The sequence below is a fragment of the Chromobacterium sp. CCUG 30098 genome (assembly GCF_059916605.1).
In genome coordinates this window covers 43,695-69,360 of sequence record NZ_JAUCGS010000008.1, presented here as the reverse complement: position 1 = coordinate 69,360, position 25,666 = coordinate 43,695, and the positions used below count along the sequence as shown (strand labels likewise).

Annotated in this window: 31 protein-coding genes and 1 other RNA gene; 22 read left to right on the top strand and 10 right to left on the bottom strand. The window is 61.7% G+C overall.

The features are described 5' to 3' along the window. Nucleotides 1–2 precede the first annotated feature (2 nt). The 5 genes from QUG03_RS17435 (at nucleotide 3) to QUG03_RS17415 (ending at nucleotide 2,404) form a co-directional block, all read left to right on the top strand. Nucleotides 3–581, top strand: a complete 579-nt coding sequence (locus tag QUG03_RS17435) for a head-tail connector protein (protein WP_500820516.1) — start codon at nucleotides 3–5, stop codon at nucleotides 579–581. Continuing rightward, nucleotides 578–928 carry a head-tail adaptor protein gene (locus tag QUG03_RS17430; protein ID WP_500820515.1) on the top strand — a complete coding sequence of 117 codons (351 nt, stop codon included), beginning with the start codon at nucleotides 578–580 and terminating at the stop codon, nucleotides 926–928. Before QUG03_RS17435 ends, QUG03_RS17430 begins: the two co-directional genes overlap by 4 nt. Further along, entirely contained in the window at nucleotides 903–1,391 is a 489-nt protein-coding gene (locus tag QUG03_RS17425; RefSeq protein ID WP_500820514.1) for an HK97-gp10 family putative phage morphogenesis protein, read from the top strand. Before QUG03_RS17430 ends, QUG03_RS17425 begins: the two co-directional genes overlap by 26 nt. Continuing rightward, entirely contained in the window at nucleotides 1,388–1,807 is a 420-nt protein-coding gene (locus QUG03_RS17420; RefSeq protein WP_500820513.1) for a hypothetical protein, read from the top strand. Before QUG03_RS17425 ends, QUG03_RS17420 begins: the two co-directional genes overlap by 4 nt. Nucleotides 1,808–1,870: 63 nt before the next feature. Beyond that, nucleotides 1,871–2,404 carry a phage tail tube protein gene (locus tag QUG03_RS17415; RefSeq protein ID WP_500820512.1) on the top strand — a complete coding sequence of 178 codons (534 nt, stop codon included), beginning with the start codon at nucleotides 1,871–1,873 and terminating at the stop codon, nucleotides 2,402–2,404. A gap of 40 nt (nucleotides 2,405–2,444) precedes the next feature. Here the strand turns inward: QUG03_RS17415 and QUG03_RS17410 are convergent, their stop codons facing one another. Both QUG03_RS17410 and QUG03_RS17405 read right to left on the bottom strand, forming a co-directional pair. Then, on the bottom strand, nucleotides 2,445–3,194 hold the full coding sequence (locus QUG03_RS17410; protein ID WP_500820511.1) for a hypothetical protein: 750 nt from the start codon (nucleotides 3,192–3,194) through the stop codon (nucleotides 2,445–2,447). A gap of 49 nt (nucleotides 3,195–3,243) precedes the next feature. Beyond that, complete coding sequence (locus tag QUG03_RS17405) at nucleotides 3,244–3,909, bottom strand: RhiA family protein (protein WP_500820510.1); 666 nt, start codon at nucleotides 3,907–3,909, stop codon at nucleotides 3,244–3,246. A gap of 126 nt (nucleotides 3,910–4,035) precedes the next feature. Here QUG03_RS17405 and QUG03_RS17400 point away from each other — a divergent pair, with 126 nt between their 5' ends. From QUG03_RS17400 to QUG03_RS17325, 16 genes are all read left to right on the top strand, one after another. Continuing rightward, nucleotides 4,036–4,335 (top strand): hypothetical protein, encoded by a 300-nt coding sequence (locus QUG03_RS17400; RefSeq protein WP_500820509.1) that lies wholly within the window; start codon nucleotides 4,036–4,038, stop codon nucleotides 4,333–4,335. A 108-nt stretch (nucleotides 4,336–4,443) separates the two neighbouring features. Continuing rightward, entirely contained in the window at nucleotides 4,444–7,623 is a 3,180-nt protein-coding gene (locus QUG03_RS17395; RefSeq protein ID WP_500820508.1) for a tape measure protein, read from the top strand. Nucleotides 7,624–7,629: 6 nt separating this feature from the next. Next, nucleotides 7,630–8,139, top strand: a complete 510-nt coding sequence (locus tag QUG03_RS17390) for a hypothetical protein (protein ID WP_500820507.1) — start codon at nucleotides 7,630–7,632, stop codon at nucleotides 8,137–8,139. Then, nucleotides 8,139–8,822 (top strand): hypothetical protein, encoded by a 684-nt coding sequence (locus tag QUG03_RS17385; protein ID WP_500820506.1) that lies wholly within the window; start codon nucleotides 8,139–8,141, stop codon nucleotides 8,820–8,822. The genes QUG03_RS17390 and QUG03_RS17385 overlap by 1 nt, the downstream gene beginning before the upstream one ends. Further along, nucleotides 8,819–10,588, top strand: coding sequence for a hypothetical protein (locus tag QUG03_RS17380; protein WP_500820505.1), 1,770 nt, complete (start codon nucleotides 8,819–8,821; stop codon nucleotides 10,586–10,588). Before QUG03_RS17385 ends, QUG03_RS17380 begins: the two co-directional genes overlap by 4 nt. 2 nt (nucleotides 10,589–10,590) lie before the next feature. Continuing rightward, a complete protein-coding gene (locus QUG03_RS17375) occupies nucleotides 10,591–10,977 on the top strand; it encodes a hypothetical protein (protein WP_019102689.1) in 387 nt (128 codons plus the stop codon). Further along, entirely contained in the window at nucleotides 10,974–11,306 is a 333-nt protein-coding gene (locus tag QUG03_RS17370; RefSeq protein ID WP_500820504.1) for a hypothetical protein, read from the top strand. The genes QUG03_RS17375 and QUG03_RS17370 overlap by 4 nt, the downstream gene beginning before the upstream one ends. Then, nucleotides 11,303–12,358: a hypothetical protein gene (locus QUG03_RS17365; RefSeq protein WP_500820503.1), complete on the top strand. Its 1,056-nt coding sequence runs from the start codon at nucleotides 11,303–11,305 to the stop codon at nucleotides 12,356–12,358. Before QUG03_RS17370 ends, QUG03_RS17365 begins: the two co-directional genes overlap by 4 nt. Before the next feature lie 33 nt (nucleotides 12,359–12,391). Continuing rightward, on the top strand, nucleotides 12,392–12,961 hold the full coding sequence (locus tag QUG03_RS17360; RefSeq protein WP_500820502.1) for a hypothetical protein: 570 nt from the start codon (nucleotides 12,392–12,394) through the stop codon (nucleotides 12,959–12,961). Further along, nucleotides 12,954–13,133 carry a hypothetical protein gene (locus QUG03_RS17355; RefSeq protein ID WP_500820501.1) on the top strand — a complete coding sequence of 60 codons (180 nt, stop codon included), beginning with the start codon at nucleotides 12,954–12,956 and terminating at the stop codon, nucleotides 13,131–13,133. Before QUG03_RS17360 ends, QUG03_RS17355 begins: the two co-directional genes overlap by 8 nt. A 10-nt stretch (nucleotides 13,134–13,143) precedes the next feature. Continuing rightward, nucleotides 13,144–13,617, top strand: coding sequence for a hypothetical protein (locus tag QUG03_RS17350; RefSeq protein ID WP_500820500.1), 474 nt, complete (start codon nucleotides 13,144–13,146; stop codon nucleotides 13,615–13,617). Beyond that, on the top strand, nucleotides 13,617–14,150 hold the full coding sequence (locus QUG03_RS17345; protein ID WP_500820499.1) for a phage tail protein: 534 nt from the start codon (nucleotides 13,617–13,619) through the stop codon (nucleotides 14,148–14,150). Before QUG03_RS17350 ends, QUG03_RS17345 begins: the two co-directional genes overlap by 1 nt. A gap of 8 nt (nucleotides 14,151–14,158) precedes the next feature. Next, nucleotides 14,159–14,725, top strand: coding sequence for a tail fiber assembly protein (locus QUG03_RS17340; protein ID WP_500820498.1), 567 nt, complete (start codon nucleotides 14,159–14,161; stop codon nucleotides 14,723–14,725). Between the two features lie 64 nt (nucleotides 14,726–14,789). Then, nucleotides 14,790–15,014: a hypothetical protein gene (locus tag QUG03_RS17335; protein WP_157222068.1), complete on the top strand. Its 225-nt coding sequence runs from the start codon at nucleotides 14,790–14,792 to the stop codon at nucleotides 15,012–15,014. Further along, a complete protein-coding gene (locus tag QUG03_RS17330; RefSeq protein WP_337883598.1) occupies nucleotides 15,011–15,463 on the top strand; it encodes a lysozyme in 453 nt (150 codons plus the stop codon). The genes QUG03_RS17335 and QUG03_RS17330 overlap by 4 nt, the downstream gene beginning before the upstream one ends. Then, nucleotides 15,448–15,954: a hypothetical protein gene (locus tag QUG03_RS17325; protein ID WP_500820497.1), complete on the top strand. Its 507-nt coding sequence runs from the start codon at nucleotides 15,448–15,450 to the stop codon at nucleotides 15,952–15,954. The genes QUG03_RS17330 and QUG03_RS17325 overlap by 16 nt, the downstream gene beginning before the upstream one ends. On the opposite strand, the gene QUG03_RS17320 is transcribed toward QUG03_RS17325, so the two are convergent. From QUG03_RS17320 to ssrA, 5 genes are all read right to left on the bottom strand, one after another. Further along, nucleotides 15,932–16,930, bottom strand: coding sequence for a hypothetical protein (locus tag QUG03_RS17320; RefSeq protein WP_500820496.1), 999 nt, complete (start codon nucleotides 16,928–16,930; stop codon nucleotides 15,932–15,934). The two genes, QUG03_RS17325 and QUG03_RS17320, sit on opposite strands and share 23 nt — an antisense overlap. Next, nucleotides 16,927–17,169 carry a hypothetical protein gene (locus QUG03_RS17315; RefSeq protein ID WP_500820495.1) on the bottom strand — a complete coding sequence of 81 codons (243 nt, stop codon included), beginning with the start codon at nucleotides 17,167–17,169 and terminating at the stop codon, nucleotides 16,927–16,929. The genes QUG03_RS17320 and QUG03_RS17315 overlap by 4 nt, the downstream gene beginning before the upstream one ends. Beyond that, nucleotides 17,166–17,630 carry an AcrIF11 family anti-CRISPR ADP-ribosyltransferase gene (locus QUG03_RS17310; RefSeq protein ID WP_500820494.1) on the bottom strand — a complete coding sequence of 155 codons (465 nt, stop codon included), beginning with the start codon at nucleotides 17,628–17,630 and terminating at the stop codon, nucleotides 17,166–17,168. Before QUG03_RS17310 ends, QUG03_RS17315 begins: the two co-directional genes overlap by 4 nt. A 166-nt stretch (nucleotides 17,631–17,796) precedes the next feature. Further along, entirely contained in the window at nucleotides 17,797–18,207 is a 411-nt protein-coding gene (locus QUG03_RS17305; RefSeq protein WP_500820493.1) for a LexA family protein, read from the bottom strand. A gap of 306 nt (nucleotides 18,208–18,513) precedes the next feature. Then, nucleotides 18,514–18,878: a transfer-messenger RNA gene (ssrA, locus tag QUG03_RS17300) on the bottom strand. A gap of 469 nt (nucleotides 18,879–19,347) precedes the next feature. Here ssrA and QUG03_RS17295 point away from each other — a divergent pair. Next, nucleotides 19,348–19,791: a hypothetical protein gene (locus QUG03_RS17295; RefSeq protein WP_146176650.1), complete on the top strand. Its 444-nt coding sequence runs from the start codon at nucleotides 19,348–19,350 to the stop codon at nucleotides 19,789–19,791. 160 nt (nucleotides 19,792–19,951) lie between these two features. Here QUG03_RS17295 and QUG03_RS17290 read toward each other — a convergent pair whose 3' ends face one another. From QUG03_RS17290 to QUG03_RS17280, 3 genes are all read right to left on the bottom strand, one after another. Continuing rightward, complete coding sequence (locus QUG03_RS17290; RefSeq protein ID WP_486635351.1) at nucleotides 19,952–21,052, bottom strand: HD domain-containing phosphohydrolase; 1,101 nt, start codon at nucleotides 21,050–21,052, stop codon at nucleotides 19,952–19,954. Beyond that, nucleotides 21,049–24,147, bottom strand: coding sequence for a response regulator (locus QUG03_RS17285; protein WP_500820492.1), 3,099 nt, complete (start codon nucleotides 24,145–24,147; stop codon nucleotides 21,049–21,051). The genes QUG03_RS17290 and QUG03_RS17285 overlap by 4 nt, the downstream gene beginning before the upstream one ends. Nucleotides 24,148–24,348: 201 nt before the next feature. Further along, on the bottom strand, nucleotides 24,349–25,665 hold the full coding sequence (locus tag QUG03_RS17280; protein WP_500820491.1) for an amidohydrolase family protein: 1,317 nt from the start codon (nucleotides 25,663–25,665) through the stop codon (nucleotides 24,349–24,351). Between the last annotated feature and the right edge of the window lies 1 nt (nucleotide 25,666).

Sequence of the window (25,666 nt, the reverse complement as noted above, 5' to 3'; positions counted from 1 at the left end):
TCATGGCCGCCGTGGTGACCCAGCGCAGCGCGGCGGCGGTGTTGACGCTGGGACAAATCAAACAGCAGTGCAACATCGATCTCGACATGACCGATGACGACGACCTGCTAATCCAGATGGAGCGGGCAGCGGTGCGCGCATGCGAGGGGAAGCTCAAGGGACCGTTGCTGACGGCGGGCTACCGAGAGACCTTCGGCCAGTGGCCGCTGATCCCTTCGTTGCTGCTGCAGACCGCGAATGCCAAGTCGGTGCAATCCATCATGCTGCGCCAGGCCGGCCAGGCGGTGGAGTGGCGCGACTTCGTCGCACTGGAAGACGGGCCGCACCTGTTCATCCGGCCGCGCGCGGCGTGGCCGAAGATCGATGCTGTTCCGGATGCGATCCAGATCACCTACACGGCCGGCTTTGGCAGTGCTGGCGACCGTGTCCCGGAGGACATTCAGCAGTGGCTGCTGTACCGGGTAGGCACGTTCTACGAGTACCGCGAGCAGTTCATTACCGGGACCATCGTGACAGACCTGCCGAAATCGTTCGTTAACGAGATGCTGACGCCTTACGCAATGCAAGTGGTGGCGCTATGAGAGCCGGCCGCCTGCGGCATCTGGTCCAGATCCAGCGCGAGGTAAAGCGCAAAAACGACCACGGCGAGAACGTCAGCGGATGGGAGCGGGTCTGCAAGACCCGGGCCAACGTGGCGGACATCACCGGCCGCGACCGGATCGGCGATGTCACGTTGCACCAGATCGACGCCCGGGCCTTCCTGCGCTGGCGGCCAGGCATCGAGGCCGGCATGCGCCTGGTCCACGTCAAAGACGGCGTGACCAGAACCTACACCGTCAAAGCGCCGCCGATTGACCGAGACGGCCGGCGCCGCGACATGGAACTGATTCTGGAGCTCGACGATGGACGTCAGCCTCAAAGCCGATGACGCTCGGTCGCGGATCTTTGCGCAACTGGAAGGGCTGGCCGGCGCGGTGGAAGAACGCCGCGAACTCAGCCGGCCGCTGCTTGCCGGCGTCCGCATCATCATGCGGCGCGCCAAGCAGCTGGCGCCGCGGGACAGTGGCTTCCTGCGGTCGCAGATCATCGCATGGACCAACGTCCGCAAAACCGATGCTCCGCTGACCGGCTTTGTCACCGTGGCCACCAGAGCCAAGCGCAACCGCGCCGGCGAGTTGAGCCGCGCCAAGCTGGCGGCCAAGGCCAGCAGGGGACGAAAGACGGATTTGGTGACCGCCTACTACGGTCGGTTTATTGAACAAGGGACCAGCAAAATGGACCCGCATCCCTACTTGTCGCGCGCGGTGGATGAAGTTGGGGATGAAGCGAAAGAGGCGGCGCTCGACGGCGCGCGTGGAGTGCTGCTCAAAATGATGGAGGCCAGGCTGTGAAAGATTTCGACATTGCCCGCGCGGTTTACCAGCGGCTGGAGCCCGCGCTTCCAGGTCGGGTTGCGCTTGGCGTGCTGGTGCTGGAGCCGGAGGACGTGGCCGAGCCGATGACGGTTATCCATCTCGATGACCACCAGCCGGAAGACAAGAAGGGGCTGGCCGTGCGCAATGACCGGACCCAACTGCGTCTGACGACGGTTGTCGATGCAATCCCCGGCCAGGTCTATTCGCGGCTTGAGCCGCACATGGGCGCGCTGCGCCAGGCGCTGTTCGCCGATCACAACCTTGGCGGCGTCCACCACATCCTGGAACTGACCGAAACGGGCACGCGCTACGGCTTCAACCGCGAGGAGATGACTTACGTCGTCGACCTGGCAATCGAGGTCAAATTCAGACGCAGGACTGAGGAGCCCTGATTTACCCGCAACAAAAACCATCACCGCCGCCAGGCGGTTTTTTTATGCCTACAGGAGACGGAAATGGCAGCGATTCAGGAATTCAGCTACATCGGCAACGGCGTGGTGAAAGTGCAGAAGGGCGCGGCCACTGCGCGCGAGGTCGGCAACTGCTCAGCGCTGAGCCTCAAAATCAGTACCGACGAAAAGAAGCTGACTGACTACACCCGCGGAGGCGGCGGCACGGCCAACAAGGTTGTCCGCATCAGCTCGGTTGATGTCGAAATGGACCTGCGCGAGCTGTCTCCGGACAACATCGCGCTGGCCTTGCAGGGCGATGTCACGATTGACGCGACGAGCAAGGAAGCGACCATCGAGGCGTTGACCCAGCTGGGCACCGAATACAAGTTGATTTTCGAAGGCCTGAACGAGGCGCAGAGCGGCGCCAAGGTCAATCTCACCATCCATCGCTTCAAGCCCAGCCCGGCCGACGACTTGGCGCTGATCGGAGACGATTTCGCCACGCTGAAGCTCAAGGGCGGCGTGCTGGCTGATCGCACCAAGACCGGCGGCAAGTCCATGTACTTCCAGGTGGTGATGGCGACGCAGGTAGCTTGAAGCAAGCTCAAACTGGCCGGTGTTCCGGCCAGTTTCACAATTACAAATTAGTTTTGATGACTTTAGCTAGAGCTTGATTGATTTTATTAAAACAATCTAGCTCTCTTTGCTTGCCTTTGCCATTCATTAATTCAGGGTCTGAAATTAGGAATCCAAATTCTTTTGTGGCAAACCCCTGGAAATCCTTAATGTAGTTATTGGCGTTTATGATTTTTTCGTTTGATTTGATTAATGAGTCTGATATGTGAGTTCTTGCTTCTTGAGGCAAAGATCTAATTGCGCCGAAGCCTGTGCTATTTGTATATTTGTCTTGTACAAATTTATTTACAGTCTCATCGTTTTTGCAGTCGTTAAGGCCTATCATTGCTTCACTAATTTTTACCAATGCCCCGTCTGTATTTTCAACGATGAAACCGTCACATTTTCCTTTGTCATTGGGGCATGGCAAGTTTTCCAGTGTTTCGGCATAAAACCCAATAGTGTCAGCTCCGATATCAACCAGGTCACTGAGTGCCTGAATTTCATTGTCAATATCCTTGCTGCAGCCTGCATTTTCGTAGCATACTAAAAAACCATATCTTGGATGTTCTTTTAAATGGCAGTATCTTTTGAAGCTGCCATCCTCTTTGATTTCAGAGCATATGCTATAAAAATCTTCATTTCCTTTCATTTCATTTACATACGAGTATGCTGCTTCAAAATCTTCACTGTGAGCAAGTCTTGGGTAAAGTGCTACTATGCAAATGAAAAAGGTGGCTAGGAGTTTATAAATTTTTGGGCTGTTATTCATTATAAATGACTCCAAGAAAATGGACGCCAGAGCGCCCATTTTTCCAAAATTATAATTGGCTAATGTCGGCAAGACTTCTTTCGCCAGAGAGCAGCTTTTCATTAAAGGAAAGCGCGTCTTCTACGTGCCAATTGAACTGTTTGTCAAGTGTCACAACTAGAGAATAGACGCCGGGGTCAAATCTCAACTCAACGGAGTCGCTGATTTTGTTCACATCTAGTACTTCGCCTTTAGTGAAGGAGCCAAAGGCTGCATAATATCTGGGGTGAAAAATAAAAGAAACATTGTCGTTTGGCAAGGCCTGAACTGCACATACCGGCGTGCCATTCATGCCGACCCCAATAGACGCCCGATTGGGAGGGATACTTCCCTCTGTATGAATGCTTAAAGTGCCACGCCCACCATCTTGAGATGCATCCACAAAACCAAAAGCATTGTTTTGATAGTTGAAATTGATTTTATTGGTTCCGGTTGGGTTGGCGGGGACATTTTCTGTTGCAAAAAAACGTATGCCAGGAGCTAATTTCCCTGTTTCAGCCCAAACGAAAGAGTAGGTTTCGTCCCACTCAAAGTTAACGGTTGTGTTTGGCCTTGCCTCTTTAGCAAACCAGGCCAGAGTTTTTGCAGTCTTAGGGTTGTCAGGATTTTCCTGATAGCAAAGAAAAGCACGAGACTCAGTACTCTTGTTAATAAAGGTAATAGTGCGAGTAACCATGTCAATCTCCTTTTCATGCGAATTGCATGCAAATTAACGTTAGTCGCTGGTGCTCAATATGTAAAAGTCAAATTCCTGACAATGCCTGTCAATGTTCTAGTTAGTTAAATAATCCAAAGGATCGCAATGAAAAAGAGCAAAATTACCACGTTGTCGAATGAACGGGATGTGCATTGCCGCGAGCTGACGGTCGCCGAGATCCGCGCGTTGTTTGAGTGTCCGCCTGTCGATCAGGTCGACGCACTGCTCCTTCCAGGCATCTCGCTGACCGAGTTGGCCGCCATGACCAATTTGCCTCTGGAAGAGATGGCGGAGCTGCCGCCGTCGCAACTAGAGAAAGTCCTGGCCGATTGCCGGGAGGTCAATTCGTATTTTTTCGGCATGCAGGCCCGCCTCGAAAATCTGCTCGCGTCGACGCGGTCCTGAAACAGTTCGACATGCTGGTCTCTGCTCTGATCCGATTGGGTCATAGCGAGGCCTGGCATTACACCCATTCCCAGTTCCAACACGCGATAGACGAAGCCGAGGCCGCCCATGGCAAATAACGACATGCTGATCAGGATGGTGATGGCCGGCGATGCGTCCCCGTTTCTGAAAGAAGTAGTGGCCGCTGAGCAGAAATTCGGCAGCGCGCTGCAGGGCATGTCGGCTACCGCGGCCAAGATGGAGTTGCTCGGCAAGGCCCAGGAAAGCGCAAAGAAGGCGACCTCCGAGTTTTCCAAGCTGAAGAAGGAGAGCGAGGCCTACCAGAAGGCCATCTCCATGGCGACCGGGCCGACCAAGGATCTTGAAAAGGCCTTGGCAACGACGGACAAGGCGCTGGACCGGGCCGAGAAGTCTATGAGGAAGCAGATCGACTCTGTCCAGGGGCTGCGCAAAGAGTTGAAGGCCGCTGGCGTCGACACATGGAATCTCGCGGCGGCGCAGGCGGAAATGAGCGCCAAAATTGATTCAGCCCGCGCCCGGCTGGTCCCGCGGCAGAAGATGAACCGCGCAAAGGAAATCCTTGGGCTCGGCGATGACGACGCCGGCCGCAGTCTGCAGCTGGCGCAGGCCGCTTACAACCGGCTGATCAACAGCGGCCAGCTCAACTACAGCGAGCAGATCGCGGCGGGCCAGGCTTTCCAAGCGAAGATTCGTGAAGTGCGCGGCGAGTTGGCGGCGCCGGCCGGCACCGGCTTCCTGTCTGGCGTCCGAGGCGAGATCATCGGCACCGTTGCCGCGCTGGGTTCGCTGACTGGCGCAGTCCAGGCAACCATGAGCGTCCTGAGTAAGACAGGGGCTTTTGAAACGCTGCAAGTCCAACTCAACAACGTAGAGAAATCATCCGTTCTTGGCGCTCACACCTTCAAGCAATTGAAGCAGTTGGCGCTGGACACACCGTTCGGCGTGCAAGGTTTGACTCAGACCTACACCCAGTTGAAGAACTTCGGCCTCGACCCGATGGCCGGCTCACTCCAGGCGATTACCGACCAGTCGGCAAAGCTGGGAGGAAGCCAGGAAACGCTGACTCGGATTGCGCTGGCGCTGGGCCAGGCCTGGAGCAAACAAAAGCTGCAGGGTGAAGAGGTCTTGCAGTTTGTTGATGCCGGCGTTCCCGTGTGGGATCTGCTCGGCAAGAAGCTAAACAAGACCGCGGCCGAACTGCAGGAATTGGGGAGCAAAGGCTTGCTGGGGCGTGACGTGATCCGCCAGTTGATCCAAGTAATGGAGGAGGAGTCCAAAGGGGCGGCGTCATCGCAGGTTAATACTTGGCAAGGCATGGTTTCCCAACTGCAAGATATTTGGGACCAGTATCTGGCCGACATCGGTAATAGCGGCCCGCTTGAGGCGGCCAAGTCCCAGGTCAAGGCATTGATGGACGCCATCGCTCAATCGATGGCAGACGGCACGGCCGCTGAGATGGGGCGGAGTTTAGCCTCCATCATCAATGCGCTGGGGGCGGCCATCCGCGTGACGGTAGGTTTCGTGCGTGAGTACGCTGATGCAATCAAGTTGTTGGTTGGCAGCTTCATTGGCATGAAAGTGCTGGTTCAGGTCGTGCAATGGGTGGGCGCGCTGTCCGCGGCGCTGAATACGCTGCGAGCGATTGGATCGACCAAGATCGCGATTGGGATGGCGGTCGATTCGTCCGGTATTGCCAAGGCGATAGGTGAAATCGCTCTTCTCAAGTCCGCGATTGGCGCAATCCCTCTTGCTGCCGTGGCGGGGTTTGCTGCACTTGGCCTTGCCGCGGCGGCGGGGGTAAAGGTTGCAATCGATCAATTCGAAATCTGGAATGGTCAGCAGGAGCGCGCGCTCGAATTGAGCCGCGAAATTCTGAAGCAGTACCAGGGCCTCAAGGAGTTCGAGACGGTTGATGTCCCGGTCGTTGGCGCGGATGTTCTGAATGGGTTTGGCCGTGCGCAGTTGGCGGAGTATGAGGACTCGCTCAAGCGTGCGCTCAAAACCAAACAGCTGCTGCTCCAGCAGCGAGCCGAGTCGGTGGAGCGCGGCGGCGGCGACGCCACCCAAGACGCCGAGGCCAGGAGGCTGGCGCGCGAGGCCGCGGCATACAGCAAGGCCCTGTCCGACTACAAGGGCTACACCGAAAACCGCGTGAAGGAGGAGGAGCGCTTCGGCAAGAACGTCGACGCGGTGCGCAACGGTGCGCTGGCGGGCTTGGCCGAGAAACTGGCGAAGGAGCAGAAGCTCTACGACAAAGCCAACGATGCGCTCAAGACGGCGACCGAGGCCCGCAAAAAGCATCAAGAGGCCTGGTATGGCAACAAAGCCGTTGACCCGGCGAAGAAGGCCAAAGACCCGGCGACCATGGGCGTCACCGACTACTACGAAGGTTTGTCGAAAGCGAACACCCTTGGGCGGAAGGCGCAGGAGAGCCAAGCCAAGGCGGCCAAAACGGGGAAGGATGCCGACCTTCGGCAAGCCGCGCGCGACGCCACGGCGACGGAGAAGGCATTCGAAAGCCTGATGGACACCATCAACAAGCTGCGCGAGGCCGGCAAGATCACGGAGGGGGAGTTCAACTTCTTCAACGACCAGGCCGGCAAAGCGCAGGACGGCTTCGATGCCAAGGCCGAAGGCCAGGCCACCGACCAGCTGCAGCAGGCGATGCAGAAAATCGAGGAGCTGAAGAAGGCCGCGGACTCGGTGAAGCGCTTGCAGGTAGGGTTCGACACGGAGAAAGGCAATCTTGATCTGGACAACCTGATCGCGCGCTTTCAAGCGGCTGCCGACGCGAAGCCGATCAAGATCCCGGTGCAGTATGTCGGCCAGGACGGCAAGTATCTGACCGACGCCCGCAAAGATGTCGGCCTACCCGAGAAGCCTCCCGGCTTCTCCGGCGGCGGCTGGACCGGTCCCGGCGATAAGTACAAACCATCCGGCATCGTCCACGCCGGTGAGTTCGTGCAAACGCAGGATCGGATGCGCGAGCCCGGCGCTCTGGCTTTCATGTGGGACTTCCACCGCCGCGGGATGGGCGCGCTGCAGGACTGGCGCGGCTATGCCAACGGCGGGCTGGTCGGTGCCGCGCTGCCGACGTTCGCCGACCGCATCAGTCTGCCGGATGTCGGCGGGCTGGCGCAGCCGGCGGCCAAGGCGCTGGGCACATTGATGCTGTCGCTGGGTGGCCAGCAATTGGCGGTATCGGCTGACCCCGGCGAGGCCAGCGACTTTATGGCCGGCGTCCGCCGGCTGCAACTCAAATCGTGAGGCGGTATGAGCGCACCCATGTTCCAGATCGGCGGGCTGGTCTGCCCGTTGCTGTCGCATCTGGATTTCACCCAGAACTATGAGCAACTGGCGGCGCGGGTCACGCTGCGCTCGGCCATCGGCGCGGGCTTCCGGCAAACGCGCTGGACCCGGCTGAAAACCTCGCTCCAGGGCGGTGGCTGGCTGCCGGCCGGCCTGTCCGCGCTGGACCTGTCCCAGCCGCTGGAGCTGTGGTGCGCCGCGCCGCGCGCCACCGCCAGCCCGGCCGCCAGCATCGCGCTGCCGGCGTTCCGCCAGGACATGGGCGTTTACGGTGTCGCGGTGCTGGCCGGCGGCGAGACGGTGGAAGTCGTGGCGGAGGTGTCCGGCTCGGTGGCCAATCTGACGCCCGTCGCCGGCGCGGTTGGCTATCAGGTCAGCTACTGGCCGGTGCTGACCGTGTTCGCCGAGCTGACGGAAACCGGCGACCTGGCCGCCGGCAATTTTCAGTGGACGCTCAACTGCGAGGAGGTGTGATGGACATTTACTGGAACGACCTCAAAGCGGACTTGCCCACGGGGCTGTCGCCCACGCAAATGGCGAACCCTGAAATGCTGATGTTGCGCGCGTTCGGCATCACGATGCAGCCGGCGGATAAGCGCAACCGGCGGACGGTGGTGTGTTTTCGTGCAAACGACGGCAGCAAGGCCGAGCTGATGCACCTGGACTTCCAGGAGTTCTTTATCAGCCGTGCCGCCGAGCCGGTGCGCGTCGGCGGAGAGATGCAGCAGCAGCAACACAACTGGGATGGCGTGGCCTGCCAGGCCTTCGTCACCCAGTCCGCGGCGTCGCTGAGCGCGCTGTTCAAGCGGCCGACCCAAGCGTTTGAAGCTGAAGCGATGCCGACGGCGCCGGCGGTGCTGTTCGATCTGAGCGGGCTGCCGGCCGGCACCGAGTGCTTTGTCTATGCGCCAAATACAAAAGCCCTGGCCTGGCCACGCTGTTCCTTCGTTGTCGCAAACAACAGCGGGAACGTGTTCACCCTGCAGAACGACGGCACGATCAAAAACAAAGACGGCTCTGCGGTCGTGCCGCCGCAGATTGGGCCGGGCCAGACCCGGGCGTGGTATTTGGATCTGGCGATGCACGTGCCCTCGATGTGGGGCGATACCAGCACGCCGCCGGCGGCATACGTTTTGAATGAGCTGAGACTCCCATGATTCTGACTCCCATTGCCAGCGCGCCGCTGGCGGCGCTGCCTGGCCCGAGCAAGAGCCCGGGCGAGCGTGGCGTTGTGAGCCTGCCGCTGGCGCTGTCAAAGGGTGCGGTGGCGCTGTCGTTGCCGCTGCACCTGGTGGCGCTGGGCAGTCCGCGGCACGCCGGGCAATGGGATGTGCGCGCGGTGCTGGAGCAGCAGGACGTCAGCGCCTGGCTGACCGGATCCGTTCGGATTGAGGCGGAGGAAGGGCTGGCGCGGATCTGCGAAATCCAGCTGCTGCCCGGAGCGCCCTACACGCTGGCCAGCGTCAGCGGTAAGCGGCTCACGGTGGACCTGCAATGCGAGCCCGGCGGCGCGTGGTATCGGCGATTCACGGGGCGCATCGAAATGCCGGAGCTTAGCAGCGCGACCGGCGTGCTGACGCTGCACGCCACCGACGGCCGCCGCGATCTGCTGGCGCGCAAGACGCGGGCGGACCTGGCGTCGCTGCTGGGCGGTCACTGGTCCGACCTGGTCTTCAGCCCAGACGCGGATTCGCTGCGCTACGCGGAGGACAGGCTGTCGACGGTGCAGGCCTCGTTCGATCTGGACGTGTACGGAAACCCGCGGGTGACGCCATGGCGCGCCGGGCCGCCGGCATTCCGCTTCGACGCCGGGGTGATCCTCGATCAGTCCTTGCAACTGAAAACGAACCGGCTGGCGGAGCTGTTCAACACCGTGGAGGCGAAGTTCGAATTCCGCTTCCCGCGGCTGAACGAGTGCCGGCACCGTTTCACTTGGGAGAACAGCCAGCGGCTGGCAGACTTCTTTCTCGGCAAATTCCGCTATCCGGAGAAATCAGCTGTCGCCGGCGCCGCCAGCGGCACGGGCTGGACGGTGGTGAACACGACCTATCTGCCCAGTCCGCCCCAGCAGTACTTTACCGAAAACGGCGTGCTGTATTTTTGGAAAAACCCTTTTACCACCACCCCGGACGCGGACCCGTACTGCGGCCGGGCCGAGGTCGCGCTCAAGTGGCGCGGTGCTCAGCAGATCACGGAAGAAATCAAAGTGGTCGCGGTGGCGCCGGACTCGGTGGCCGCCTACGGCACCCGCAAGAAGGAAGGCAACAGCGGGCAGCTGGCGGTCGAGGTCGATACCAGCGGCTGGGAGAAAGGCGAAGCCACGTTTGACGGGCCAATGCCCGATCTGGATTGGTTGCCCGGCCAGGGCCGCGCGCAGGTCAACGTCGCGCTGCAATGCCTTCTTGCCGAGGCTGCGGCGCAGATCGCCGCGAGTCACCGCAATGCGACCTTGTCGTTTCAAGTGCCGGCGCACTCGGAGTTGGACGTATGCCACACGGTGGCCGTCGAGCATCCGCAAGTCGACGCCGTCGGCAAAGTCCAGCGTGTGGTGACAACGCTCGACACCGGCAGCGGCCGCGCGGTCGACGAAATCACCATGGTGCTGTTCGGCGCGCTGGCCGTGGGGACGGTGCCGGTTGATCCTCTGCCGGCGCCGAAAAAGCCAGAGATCCCGCAGCCGCCAATGAGTACCACCGGCAGCGGGCAGACGACGCTCGACGTCAGCAACACATCGACGGCAACCCATGACGGCTTCCTGGGCTTCTCGGACAAGCCGTCAACGGAGGATGCGACGCGAGCGTCCGAGTTCCGCATCACCGTTCCGGAGATCCCGGCCAGCACGCGAGACCCGCTAACCGCGCCGGCGACGGTGTCGTATCGGGTCGGCGTGCCGGCGGACATCATTACATTGAAGCGAGGGTAGAAATGGCCGTCACATTGGGGTTTTACAGCGACGCGGCGCTGACCGTGAAGCTGGCCGGTCTGCCTCTGAGAATGGCGGCGGATGGTCAGCGCCTGGCTGCGCGGTTCTGGCTGGGCTCGCCAGACCCCGGCACGTTCAACCCGGGATCACCTCCGTTGCAGCTGGCGCCGCTCAGCGCCGGCAGCGGGGAGCCGATTGAGTCGATCCGGTTGGCCAGGACCGAAGCGGCACTGGAAACGGCGCCGCCCGGCGGCGCGCTGGAATTGCCGGCGCCGCTCCAGGGAGGCGCGGAGAACGCGCTTGAAATCTGGGTGCGCTGGGACCACGCCGGCAGCAACGGCGCGTGGTCGAATGTGAGTTTGACGCTCGGGGAGGTCATCCAGACATGAAGCAATCCGACGCCAAGATGCTGGCGCAGACGCTGGAGCAGACGCGGCGCGCGGGCCAGGCCAAGGCCGCTTTGCCGAAGCTGCCCGCGCCGGGCGCACTGCCGGCGAAGACCGGCGCCGGCCGCAGCACGGTCAGTGGGCCGGCGGCTTCTACCGGCGCCATCGCCGGGCCGCTGGTGGAGAAGGACGCGAGCCTGCGGCAGTACCACGCCGAGACGAGCATGACGACGAGCGACGGGCTGTTCGTAATTAAGGTCCAGCCCATCAAGCAGGTCACGCTGACAGACGCTAACGGCAAGGCCGTGGTGATGGAGTACGCCGCGCCATGAAGCTGGATACCCGTTCGCCGCTACCGATGGCGCGGCCGACCGCGGCCGGCCATCCATTCCACGGACTCGTCAAACAGGGGCTGACGCTGCCGAATGGCCGAGTTGTGCCGTACAGCGTGCTGGGGATTTCGACAAAGCTGCAGGTGCCGGGCTGGGAGGGGCAGGAGCAATACGACCCAGTCACGGGCTACAGCTGGCTGCCGTATGCGATCTACCAGCGGCACAAGTTTTTTGACGGCTGCTATCTGTACGGCCGCTTGATTAACAACTGCGACTGGCTCGTTGCATTCGGTGTTGCCGACATCTGGACGGTGGAGATATCCGCGAGCGGCCTCACGCTGCAATGCCTGAACCGGCCAGGCTCGAAATCGTTTCCGCTGAACTGGGGGCAGGTGGCGGATGCCTTCAAGCCGAACACCGGATGGAAATGGAGCCTCACTGCGGCGTCGCCCAGCGGCCATGCCGCCGCGCTGTCGTTTGTGAAAGGTTCGGTGTATGCGGTGACGCTCCAGATCACGCCGGACGGGGCGAGCCTCAGCATTGTTGAGCATGGCGGGACCGGCGCGCAGGTTGGGTTTGCAACTGAGCGGCGTGTTGATCTTGCTGGATATCCCTCAGGCACTGGCGTCGCTCCCGCGCTCTGCGAGTCGGTGCTGCTCTCGTCATCGGTTGGCGATATCCCGGGAACGGAAAAGAAACGATTCACTGGCCTGCTGGAGTGGCGCATCGGCCCGGCGAAGCTGGGGCAGTACCGGATGGTGACCGAAGGAAGTGTGGAGGCCGGTTATCAGGTCACGGACCTGCAGCAGATCCAGGCCGGCTTGCTGCAGGCGCCAGGCTTCATCTGGAGCGATGAACCGCAGTTTGCGATGGTGGGCGATGGTCTGGTCAAGGTTTCGCGGACCACCGGCCTGGGGGATGAAATTCGGTATGGAGTCGTTGATCTGGTCGCCGGCGCCGGCGCCTTATGGCCCTTGGCTGCAACGCACGTCGCCGTCCACCCGGTGACCAGGCAGCTTGTTTTTGACGATGCGCCAATCTGCTTTGCCTGACCCGCCGCCGGCGGGTTTTTTCATGGAGTTCGAATGGATCATTTCAAGGGTGACACCTGGCGTCGGCATGTCCGGCTGGAGTCCGGCCAGCTGTCGGCGCGGCCGGTGGCGGCAATTGACTCAAGCGGTGCGGCCGTCCGGCTGAGCGTGCCGGCACATGGCCTGCCGCCCGCCTGGCGCGCCGCGGTGACCGGCGTCGCTCTACCCGGGCTGACCGCACGCAACCGGCCGCCGGCGGTGGATGACTTCCATCAAGTCGTGGCGATTGATGCGAACACGTTGGAGGTGATCAACGTGTCCGGCGCCGGCTGGCCGCGATACACCGGAGGCGCAGTGTTGCAGTTCGGCGCGCCGCTGGACCTGGCCGGCGTGAGCGCGCGGGCGACGTTTCGGCAACCGGGCGGCCAGACGCTGCTCGTGCTGTCGCAGGCCCCGGCGCTGATACTGGAAACGGGGGGCATCTGGATTACCGCTCTGCCAGCGGACACCGCGCGCTGGCCCTCTGGCCCGATGATTTGCGCGCTGGGACTGACGTGGCCGGATGGCGCGGTGCAGACGGTTATCGCCGGACGCTTCACGGTGAAGGAGCCGGGTGATGGATAACGACCCGCTGGCGGTGGTGGTGGAAACGTCCGCGGTGGCGGTGGTTGTTGAGCAAACGCCGGAACTGCACGTGATTGAAGGCGTGCCCGGGCCTGTTGGGCCGAGGGGTAAAAATGTGGTCGATGACTTCGACCTGGACATAGCCCTGCTTTACCAGATAGCGAAACTTTGAGGAGAAGAACATGAGCTTGCAGACCCGAATTGCAGAGTTGGTGCAGGCCATCAGCGCCGACATCAAAGCCCTGACCGCGGCGCAAGGCAGCCTTGCCGCGTTGAACACTACTCAGAAATCCAGCCTGGTCGGCGCTATCAACGAACTCCAGGCACTGGCCGGCGGCGGCGCGGTGATCGACGACACGGCGGCGAGCGCTGGCAAAGCCTATTCGTCGGCCAAGGTCGTCCAACTGCTGGCCGACCTCAAGTCCCAGATCCTGGGCGGCGCCAGTTCCGCTTACGACACGCTGCTGGAGATCGAGCAGAAGCTCGGGGCGGACGACAGCGCCATCGCTGGCCTGCTGACTGCCGTCAATAATCGAGTTAGCTATGCCGATGCTCAGACTTTAACTACATCCCAAAAGGCCCAGGCCTGCGCCAACATTGGCATCGGGGACCCCGAGACCAATTTCGTGGCAGTGTACAACGCGAGTAAAGCGTAATGACGCTTGCCTCTAGGGTTTTTGATGGTTTCACGGAGGTTGGGAAAGACATTAAGAGTCTGACAGTGGGCAAGGCTAGTACGCAGAGTGTTGCGCAAGCGTCACCGGCTGGACAGGTAGCGTACTTTGCGTTTTCCTCTGCTCCATCGGGATGGTTAAAAGCCAATGGCGCCGCGGTTTCTAGGGCGACATACTCCGCATTATTCGCTGCAATTGGCACTACATATGGCGGAGGGGATGGCTCTACGACCTTTAATTTACCTGATTTGCGAGGTGAGTTTATCCGCGGTTGGTGTGATGGTCGTCCTGTTGACGTTGGTCGGGCGTTTGGCAGCGCGCAAACAGATATCGTGAAGCTTCGCGATGTCTGGACGAATTACTTCGTTGGGCCAAATCCTACAAGTGGGAGTAATTATCCAATCATCCTGGGGCAGGCTGCGACAGCCAATGTTGGCTATCAGAACTTGCCGAACGATCAAAATGCAGAAACTAGGCCGCGGAATATTGCGATGCTGGCCTGCATCAAGACTTGAGATATGAAATGGGAAAAATCGTATATGTCTATCACCCAGAATCTGGTGAATATCTGGGAACTACGATGGCCGATCTCTCGCCGCTTGATGTTATAGAGACCTGGTTGATTCCGGCTCACGCCACCGATCAAGAACCGCCTCAAGTAGGAGATATGCAAGTTGCCATCTATCGCGAAGGAGGCTGGCAATTGATGGCGGATTTTCGTGCGCTCAAATTGTGGAGTAAGTCCAGCGGATTACCGGTGGAGGCACAAATTGGTGACACTCCAGACGGCATGCAGGCTACTGAGCTGGAGCCTCCACCATTTGCCGTGTGGGACAAAAACACCTGGCAAGTGGATGAGGATGCTCAGCGCGCGGCACTAGATGTGCAGGCGCAGCATGAAATGCAGCAGCGATTGGCAGCGGCCTATATCCAGCGCCGGCCTTTGGATGACGCGCAGGAACTAGGCCTTGCGACAGCGCAGGAGCAACGCTTGCTAACTGCGTGGAAGCGCTACTGCGTGGAACTCGCCAGAATTTCTCAACAACAAGGCTACCCAGCCTCAATCGCATGGCCGGCGCCGCCGGCCTAATGCACGTAAACGAATAGATACACCACCTGGGCCTACGGCCCATTTTTTATTTCTGGGAGGGGAAATGCGGGACATGGGCAAAGCGGGGGAGTTCGCATCAGAAGCGGTCAAGGCTGCGCCGCCGGTGACGATTAGCGCGGTCAGCTTGTACGGCATCAGCGTGGCGGACTGGGTCAGCATCCTGACCATCGCCTACCTGTTGATGCTGTTTTTCACGTCGGGGCCGAAGGTCGTCGCGGCGGCGCGGCGCTACGTGGCGGTGATCAAGGAATGGAGGACGGGGAAATGAGCAAGGCGAAATTCATCGTGAGCGGTGCGCTGGCGCTGGGCGTGGCCATCGTGTCGCAGTTCGAAGGGCTGAGGACCAAAGCGTACCTCGACCCGGTGGGCATCCCGACGATCTGCTACGGCAGCACGGCCGGGGTAAAGCTGGGGCAGACGCGGACGGTGGAGGAGTGCAAGGAGTTGCTGGCGGGGGAGTTGGGCAAATCGATGGCCGCGGTTGACCGACTGGTCAAGGTGCCGCTGCCGGACACGCGCAAGGCGGCGCTGGGCTCGTTCGTCTACAACGTCGGCGAAACGGCGTTCTCGCGCTCCAGCATGCTGCGCAAGTTGAACGCCGGCGACTGGCGCGGCGCGTGCAATGAGCTGCCGCGCTGGAGCTACGCGAAGGGCGTGCAACTGCCGGGCCTGGTCAAGCGGCGAGCCGCGGAAAGGGAGCTATGTTTGCGCAATTGAAACTGCTGGCTGTGCTGGCGCTGGTGGGGGCGTTGGCCGCCGCCGGCTGGCATTACCGGTCGGCGCTGGCCGAGCGTGACGCCGCGGGCCAGCGCGCCGAGGCGGCGGAGCGGGTTGCGGCCGGCGAGAAGGCGGCCAGGGCACAGGAACAGGCAACCGCTCGCAGTGACAACGCGGCAGCTGCCGCCTATCAGAAGGAGTTGGAGCATGGGAAAATTGAACAGCAGGGGGCTGTTGCTCGTCTGCGTGCTGCTCTCCGGCTGCGCGACCAGCGCGCTGCCGGTGCCGGAAATCTGCCCGAAGCTTCCGCCGGCGCCGGCCAGCGTGATGGAGAAGCAGCCGCCGAATTTTCTGGAGCGCAGCGAGCAAAACTTGCAGAGGCTCTTGAGCGATTTGGGATTGAGCAGTACTCAATCGCTAGCGACTCCGACAAAGCAGCCAAGGGGCTCGGTGCCTGCCAAGTGATCCTCAACTCGGATCGCGCGCAGTAATGCCGTTACACACCGCCAGCCAGATATGATGCCGGACCGGCAGCGCCATGGGCTGTTGATTGCTGCCAGAAGTAAGCCATTCTTGCAGGCGGCTGGCAGGCCACAGGCAAAGTTCGGACAGTGCCGCGTATGTTAGCGGCTGACCGGTGGCGGCCAGGTGGTGGGCGGATATGGCACGATAGAAATCCGGCTGGCTCAAATCCATGACGGTGCGCCATTCTGGTCTGGCGCTTGCCGGGGCTAGCCGAGGTTTCTTCGATGTGCGGTAGCGCGGAATGCCCAACTGTTTTCGCTTGCGGGTGATGGTGCGAGCGGGAATGCCTGCCTCTCTTGCCAGCACGCTATCTTTGACAGACCCGAGCCTCTCCAAAATGGATGCAGGCCAGTGGATGGCTGTCTGCGATTCGGGGTGTGCGGGAATCCCGAGACGGGATCGCCGCTGTCTGACGAGGTCAAGACTCACGCTCAACTTCTGCGCCACGGTTTTGTCGCTGCTTTTGCCGAGCAAGGCATCCATTTCTGGCGTCCACTTTGTGTGCGGAGCAAACGCAGGGATGCCAAGCCGCAGACGCTGGGCTCTAACCGCCCCCAAAGATCGGCCTAGTTTCTTGCCCAGACTCGCATCGGGCATGGTCCCCAACTGCGCGGCTTCCTCGTCAGTCCACTGATGCCACACCACAGGCACTGTAGCCGGGATGTTGAGGCTAACTCGCTTTCTCCTCACCACGTCCAGGCTTACCCCCTTCAATTTGCCAAGCTCAGCATCGGACACCTTCCCCAGCAATGCCAGTTCATCATCGGACCACTCGATCTGACTGACTGGGCGGTGCCTGTCCCCTGACAGGCCAAGGCTATTCGCCTTCGCCCGGATGGCCGGCGCCGAGCGCTGCAAGAGCGCTTGTAGCTTTTCAGCCGGCATACGCCGGTAGTGCTTGCGGAGGAGTGCTATTTCATCCGGCGTCCATGTAGCCTTCATTTTCGTCCGCCTTCCGGCAACGTGGCCGCGTCGATCTGGCTGCTTAGCCAGTCCATACCCAGCGCACGCAGCTTATCCCAGCGTTCCGGGGTTAAGCGGATGCTTCCAGACTTGGCCGGGTTCTGCGAGGCCTTGCGGCCGGCCCCTGGTCGTGCGCCGCCATGAAGGACATGCTCCAGATCGACGTCGAAGGCCTGATCGGCAGCGCGTTTGGCCGCTTGGGATTTGCTGGCTTTCATGCTTCCACCTCTTTCAGTTCTTGCTCCCGGCCCAGCATCTCCACCATGTAGCTGGCGCCTTGTTCGTCGAACACGCGCACCGCGCGGAAGCCGAGCAGGGCGGCGGCGCGGGCGGTGGCGTGCTGGATGTCCCAAGAGGCGTCGCCCAGGTCTTCCGGTTCTACGTTGGATTCGATGTCGTAGATGGATTTCGATTCATCGATCAGCGCCCCGGCGGTGTCTTCGTCAATCCCGTAGCGGGTGGCCAGCTCTGCTACCAGGCCTTCCAGCTTGGCGGCGTCGTCGTGATAGAACAGTTCGCCGGCGCCGATGCATTCCGATTCGTCCAGTTCGATGGAGTAAGCCTTGACGCTGCCGGCGGTCATTGCATAGATATGGCTGGAGAAGAACAGGAACGAGCCATAGCGACCGTGGGCATTGATCTGGCTGATGGCTTCCTGCGAGGTGTGAAACAGTTCCATGTCCTGCTCCATGTGGCGTTTTGTTACTTGAATTATGTATTACGAAATTCAAGATAGCAAGAACAGGATTGCTTCACCGGGGCAACAGTTGCGCTGCCGCAACGACGTTGTCTCTTGATTTTACTAAGTGAGCCCCGGTGTTGGGGCCCACTTGGCTTCTTTTGTTCTACCTCCGCGACACACCCTTATCCGTCAGTCCCTTGTAGCACGTCAGCATCAAATCGCGCTGAATGCCGTCCACGATCTGCCGGGGGTACATCGAGCGCCAGGTGTTGTGAAGCCGCTTGACGGTGAACTCGCCGTCGACAACGGCGATGATGATGTCGCCGTGATTTGCCGTCAGACCTTTGTCGACAACCAGGAGATCGCCTTCATCGATGCCGGCGCCGCGCATTGAGTCGCCGCGGACGCGGACAAGGAATGTCGCGGCCGGGTCGCTGATCAAATAGCCGTCCAGACTGATGGCGTCGTCGAGGTAGTCGTCAGCCGGGGAGGGGAAGCCGGCGCGCACCGGGGCGGCGGCGACGGGCAGCAGCAGGCCGCCGGCGGCTGGCCGGCTGGGTGGGTGTGAAGTCATGATCGTGAAATTTGAATGCGTACAAATTCAAATTACACGATGGATGTTGGATGTCAACCGAGTACTGAAGGTTTACCCGGCGGGGCTGGTCGATGGAGGCACTTGTCCCGGATGGAATGGCATGCGATGCTGATAGCGGCTGTGCGCCGCCCATTGGTATGCATCTGGGGACGGTGGTAAGAACGGAAGAATAGGGCACCGGGAAGGCTGACCAAAAGGCTGACCAACCTACCCCAAATAGCCCAAAAAAAAGCCCCGTATGAACGGGGCTTTGTTTCGTAAGCAATTGATTTTGCTAGGAATTGGTGGTGGAGGCGGCGGGAATCGAACCCGCGTCCGAAAGTCCTCTACAGTGAGTTCTACATACTTAGTCGTGTCATTTGGATTTAACCGCTGCCACGCCGACGGACAGGCTGGACTTTGGCGAGTTACCTATTGTTTCGCACTATGCCAAGTAACCCGACATAGCACTAGCAGATGTAAAGTGACACTACAGGGTTTTGACGCCCCCGGCCCATCTGCGAACCGTTGTAGTGTCTAGCTAGCCCTTAGGCTGCCAGAGCGTAAGTTTCGTCGTTTGCGACTAAATAAACTCAGTGTTTTACGGGGTGACTGAAATCCCGGTATGCCCTCATCTGCTTCGCAACCCTCGTCGAAACCAGGTCGCCCCCAGATAAGAATCCAGATTATATAGACAATGCGCGGCCAAGGCTAGTTCCGCGGCGCTTTTCGTACGAATTCAAGCGCCGTCGGGGGCCGGAGCAGGGCGCGGCGTCGGCGAGAGACGACGATTGTCATAGGGTTCCGCTTGAAACAGATTCAGGATTTCTCTTGCAAGCGTCGCCGCGCGGAAAGGGGGAAATCAGACTTTCGGGAATCAAGACCGTGGTCTAGATTGATAGATTTATCGATGCGCTTTTGAGCGGGGCGTCCCGGATTTTCTCTTTCCGCTTTTCTGGGACGCGCCGGGTCTTCCGGGAAATTTCAGTTTTTAAGCGTTGTTCCTTCAAGCGTCGAATTCGGCCAGGGCCATTTCAAATTAATGGGCTTTTTACGCGTCAATATTTGCAACTTCAGTTGGATTGACTATGTTGACTTCATGACTGGCCGCAAATGCGTACTTCTCAGCGAGGAGGAAATATGATGGATAAAGAGGCGCTCAGGCAGGAAGCCATGAGATGGCGAAACTGGTTTAGCAAAGGTCAGCGGCTTTGGAGCTTCGCCCATCATACGGCCATTTTCGGATCGATTCTCTGCAGCGTGGTGGTGGGCGGCTTGCTGCAGGTGCAAGGGCATGACCTGAAGGGTTATTCCACGGTGTTGACCTCGATCGCCGCGGCCTTGTCCAGCCTGGCCGCCGCGGGCGGCTTCGAGCGCAAGTGGAAAAGCAACCGCATGAGCCGCAGCCGGGTGGACGGTTTGCTGATCGATATTGAAGCGGGCTCGTACAGCATGTCGGAATTGGCTTGCCAATTGAAGGAAATCATTTCCAAGCATGATCTGGACGTGACTAAAAGAGACAGTATGGAGCCCTTGCTGGTGGAGCATAAAACCAGCAGCACCGTTAAATCTCTGCTTTCCTAAACGGCGTCCCCACAAATGAAAAAGCGCTGAGGGCGGCCATGGCGCTTTGATTGGAATGTAAAAACAGCCTTCGCCGTTTATCCGGCGCGGGCTGTTTTTTTTATTGCTGTTGCGGAATACTGCGCGGTCTTGGCGCGGCGCTTGGTTGGGAGGGGGGGGCTTAGTCGGTATAGCGCAGGGCGATGGCGCGGAAGGTTTCCGTCATGCTCAGGAAGGCGGCGACGATGTCCGGGTCGAAATGCTTGCCGCTGCCTTCGCGGATGATGGCGACCGCCTGCTCATGGGGGAAGGGGGGCTTGTAGACGCGGCGGGATATCAGGGCGTCGTAGACGTCCGCCACCGCCATCAGCCGGGCGGACACCGGAATGTCGTCGCCGGTCAGGCCCTGGGGGTAGCCGCTGCCGTCCCATTTTTCCTGATGACTGTAGGCGATCTCCTTGGCGTGGCGCAGAAAGCTGCTGGGGGAGTCCAGCAGCCGCTCCGCCGCGGCGATGGTGTCGCGTCCCAGCGTGGTGTGGGTTTTCATGATTTCGAACTCTTCCGGCGTCAGCTTGCCCGGTTTGAGCAGGATGTCGTCCGGAATGCCCACCTTGCCGATATCGTGCAAGGGCGCGGATTTGAACAGTTCCTGGATGGTCTCCTCTTCCAGCACGGCCTGGAAGCGCGGGTGATTGCGCAATTGGGTGCACAGGGCGAGCACGTAGTTCTGCGTCCGGCGCAGATGGTTGCCGGTTTCATGGTCGCGAGTTTCCGCCAGCGAGGCCAGCGCCAGGATGGTGACGTCCTGAACCACTTGCACCTCGTGGATGCGGCGTTCCACTTCGGTTTGCAGGAAGGCGGCCTTGTCTTCCAGAAAGTCGGCGGCGGCCTTGAGCCTCAGATGGGTTTTGACCCGGGCCAGCACGATGGGCGGCGAGATGGGCTTGATGATGTAATCCACCGCGCCGGCGTCGAAGCCGGCCTGTTCGTTCTCGTTCTCGCCCATCGCGGTCAGAAAGATCACCGGGATGCGCGCGGTCCGCGGGTTGGCCTTGACCTGGCGGCACGTCTCGAAGCCGCCGATGCCGGGCATCATCACATCCAAGAGCAGCAAATCCGGCAGCGCGTCGCCTTCCAGCAGTTCCAGCGCGCGCTCGCCGCTGTTGGCGATTTGGGTCCGATAATGGTCTTTCAGCAAGCCATACAGCAAGGTGAGGTTTTCCGGGGTGTCGTCCACGATCAGAACGGTCTGACGCGGGGCCGTCGGGGCGGAGTCCGTCATCTTATGTCCTCCGGCAAGGGGATGCGCTGGGCGGCCGCGGCGTGGCGCAGCAGAGTCAGCGCGTTGACGAAATCGAAGTGGTTCAGCGCTTTTTCGAAGTCGGCGAATTCATCGGGGCCGAACAGGGCGCGCAGCGCCGGCGTCTGTTGCAGGAACAGTTCCAGCGCGTCGCCGTCGCTGGCGGCCAGCAGGGCGGCCAGTTGTTGCAGCAGCGCCGGGCCGGCCGGCGCGTCCGCCGTCGGCGCGCCGGCGCCGGATAAGCGGTCTTCCGCTTCCAGACCGGCGCGTAGCGCCGTCATCACCTGTTCCAGCGCCTGTTCCAGCGGCGCCAGATGAATGGCGCCGCGCGCGCGCAAATCCCGCTCCAGCACGGTGGCCGCCTCCTGCAACTGCACGCAGCCCACATTGCCGCTGACGCCTTTGAGCGTGTGCACGGTGCGTTCGGCCTGGACGTAGTCGCCGATTTCCAGCGCCGCGGACAGCCGCGCGGCGGCGTCCGCTTCCTCGGCGATGAATTGGCGCAGCAGGTGCAGATACAGCTCGCGCTTGCCGGCCACGCGTTTCAAGCCGGCCTGTTGATCCAGGCCGGGGATGTCCGGCAGCGCCAGCGCGGACGAGGAGGCGCGGTGGATCTCCGCGCCTGGGGGGATCGGCTTCACCCAGCGCAGCAGGGTCTGGAACATCGTATGCGGGTCTATCGGCTTGGCGATGTAGTCGTCCATGCCGGCGCTCATGCAGTCCTCCCGCTCCTCCGACAGCGCGTCGGCCGTCATCGCCAGCACCGGCAAGGAGGCGAACTGGGGATCGGCCTTGATCTGCCGGGTGGCCGAGATGCCGTCCAGCACCGGCATCTGCACATCCATCAATACCGCGTCGAAGCCTTGCGGCCCCATCGCGGCCAGACGCGCCAGCGCTTCGCCGCCGTGATTGGCCAAGGTCACCAGCGCGCCCGCGTCGCCCAGCAGTTCCACGGCGATCTGCTGATTCACCAGATTGTCTTCCACCAAGAGCAGGCGCACGCCGTCCAGCCGCGGCAATTCCTCGGTCAGCGCCACCAGGCCGTGGTCCCGTTGCGGTCCGAACATCGCCAGCACCACGTCGTAGAGCGAGGACAGGCTGACGGGCTTGATCAGGACCGCGTCGCAGCCGCTCAGCTCGCCCTGGGCGCGCACGTCGTCGCGGCCGAAGGCGGTGGCCAGCACCACCTTGATGCTGCGGCTGATGCTGCGAATCTGGGAGATGGTTTCCACCCCGTTCATGCCCGGCATCATCCAGTCCACGAAGACCGCGTCGAAAGGCCGGTCCAGATTGGCCTGGGCGATCGCCGCCACCGCCTCCGGCCCGGAGGCGCAGGCGTGGGCGTAGAAGCCCAGTGAGCGCAGTTGGTCGGACAGGATGTCCCGCGCCGAGGCGTTGTCGTCCACCACCAGCACGCGCAGGCCCTTGATCTCTCCGGGCAGGCCCTGGCGGCGGGTGTCCACGGCGGAGGACACGCCCAGCCAGGCGTTGAACATGAACAGGCTGCCCCAGCCGGGGGCGGATTCCACCCGGATGGAGCCGCCCATCAGCTCCACCAGCCGCTTGGCGATGGTCAGGCCCAGGCCGGTGCCGCCAAAGCGGCGGGTGGTGGAGCCGTCGGCCTGGCTGAACGGCTGGAACAGCCGCGCCGCCTGTTCCTCGCTCATGCCGATGCCGGTGTCGTGCACGCAGAAACGCAGCTGGACCTTGTCGCCCACTTGTTCCAGCCGGCTGATGATGATGGCCACTTGGCCCTTTTCCGTGAACTTGATCGCGTTATTGCTCAAATTGATCAGCACCTGGCTGAGCCGCAGGGCGTCGCCCACCAGCCCCTTGGGCACGTCCGACCCCACTTCGAACAGCAATTCCAGCGATTTGTCCGTCGCCTTTTGCGCCACCAGCGAGGACACCGCCTCCAGCACATCGTCCAGCCAGAACGGTTCGGCCTCCATTTCCAGCTTGCCGGCCTCCACCTTGGAGAAGTCCAGGATGTCGTTGATGATGCCCAGCAGGGAGGTGCCTGCGTTGTGGATTTTGTTGACGTAGTCGCGCTGTTGCCCGCTCAGCTTGGTTTTAAGCGCCAGATAGGACATGCCGATGATGGCGTTCATCGGCGTGCGGATTTCATGGCTCATATTGGCCAGGAACATCGATTTGGCCTGGGTGGCGTCTTCCGCCTGCTGCTTGGCCACGCGCAATTGTCCGGCGGTGTCCGCCAGCCGCGCGTAAAGCAGGCCGTTTTCCAGCAGCAGGATGATCAGCACGAAGCTGGCGGACAAGAGGCCGTAGCCGCGGCCGGCGTAAAAGCCCAGGTCGAAGCGGCTGGCGTTGAGCATGGCGGACAGGGCGATGTCGCACAGCCAGGCCGTCATCACCACCGCCAGCCAGACATCCAGCAAGGTGCGCGTCCAGCGCCGCAGCAAGAGCAGCAGCGCCAGCGCGCTGAAGCCCCAAACCGCGGACACCACGCCGAACATGATGGGGGTGTAGCGGCTGCCTTGCATGATGGGGGGAAACCAGGGATGGCCCAGCGTGGCCAGCGCCGTCAGCGCCGCCATCAGCGCCAGCGAGCCGGCGACGCAGCCCAGCACCGCCGGCAGCGCGCTGGCGAAGCGCTTGGGGCCGTCGTTGCGCTGGGCGAGCAGCGCGTAGGCCAGCACCATCAGCGGAAAGCCGCCGTGCCAGAACATATACATCCAGGCCGTGGTCTGCGGCCCGGCGCCCAGCAGGCCGCCCGGCGCGAACACGCCGGGGAAGGTCAGCGAATGCGCCATCGCCATCAGCGCGGTGAACAAATAGCCCGTCGCCAAGGCCAGCAAGGCGCGAGCGCGCAAGATCGCGTACTGGCCGAACAACAGCGCCGCGGTGACCAGATCGCAGACCGCCATCGCCGCCTGATAGGCGGGAATGAAGGCGGGCACCTTGGGCAGGGGCAGCTTGGCGAAGGGCAGCGCGCAGACGAAGACCAGCATGGACACCACGATGGCGGCCAGGGCCAGCCGGCGCTGCGCGCGGCTGGGCGGCAGCGTGGACAGAAACTCGAAGGCGTCGTTGCCGGAGGCGGGAGTTTGCTGCATGCGCCAAAGCTCCATTGATCAACGGATTTGGTGTTTATGAATTAATCATATTTTGCTGTTTTATAGCATATGCACTCGTAAGCAGGGAGTGGAATGTCCATTGCGTATCCACGCATGCCGGAGACGCCGCGGGGACCGGCGGGCATGGGCGCGCGCCGCCGGATCGGCGCTGTCGCGGAGCGCGGACTTTGAGCGGCGGGCTCAGGGCGCCAGCGGCGCCACGCCGGCGTAGACCCTGCGCAGCGCGGCGCGGACGTCGTCCAGCCGCTGCTCGCCCTTGGGCGTTTTGGCGGTTTGCATGCAGAGCCGTTTGGGCGCGCCGTCCACGGTCAGCGCGTCGCAATCGGCGCGGCCGGCCGCCGCCATCGCGTCGCTGTCGCCGTAAAGCAGCCGGCCGCCCACCAGCACCGCGGCCACGTCGCGCAGCCTGGCGTCCAGCAGCGCCTGGCCGGGGGCGGCGGCGCGGCTGGACAGGATGACGACGTCGGCTTTCAGGCCGGCGCGCAGTTCGCCGATGTAGTCGTCCAGGGCCAGCGCCCGCGCCGGGTGGCGGGTGATCATGGCCACCCAGTCCCGTTCCCGGATCGCGCTTTGGAATTGCCGGCGGTTGACGCTTTCCGCCACGCGCAGTTCGTCGAACAGATTGTCGCTGCCGGTGGGGTTCCAATCCACGCCCAGCGAGACCGGCACGCCGTGGCGCAAGGCGAGGTCGACGCGGGTGGTGCGGCCGTACAGGGCCAGATTGCTTTGCGGGGACCAGATCAGCTTGCTGCCCGCCGCGCCCATCTGGCGGAACTCCTCGTCGCCGAAGGCGGTGCCGTGGATGACGGCGGTGCCGGGGGCGAGCAGGCCCTTGGCCTTGAGCGTGGAGAACTCCGCCAGCGCGTCGGCGTCCACGCCTTCGGCGACGTGGATCAGGAAGGCGTCGGTCGCGTTCCAGTCGATCTTGGGCGCGCCGCCGACGTCCAGGATGAAGGTGCGGACGTGGGCGGAGGAGACCGGCAGGCCGGACTGGGGGTTCTCCGCATTGCGGATCAGCCCTTGCAGGCAGCGGCCGGCGGGCGAGCCTTGTATGGTGGTGACGCCGCTGATCAGCGCCTTGGCCTCGCCGTATTTCACCATTTCGCAGATCAGGCCGCTTTTCTTCAATTGATCGTAGGGGCGTTTGAAGGTTTTGTAGGCGGCGGCGCGCTGCCATTGCCCGCGGTTCTGGTAGAGCTTGGGCGGCGTCCACTTGGGCAGCGCGTTGTAGGCCACGTGGTTGTGGGCGTCGATGAAGCCGGGAAAGACGTAGCCCTCGCTCACGTCCAGCACGGTGGCGCCGGGGGGCTCGGCGCAGTCCGCGCCGGCGCAGACGATGCGGTCGCCGGCCAGCACCAGCCGGCCGTCGCTCTCTTGTTCCGCCAGCACCAGGCGGCCGCGTATCACCAAGTGTTCGTCGTCGCCCGGCGTCACCGTCACCCCGGCGTGGGCCGGCAACAGCGCGGCGGCGCACAGCAGCCATCCCAGGCTTTTCATT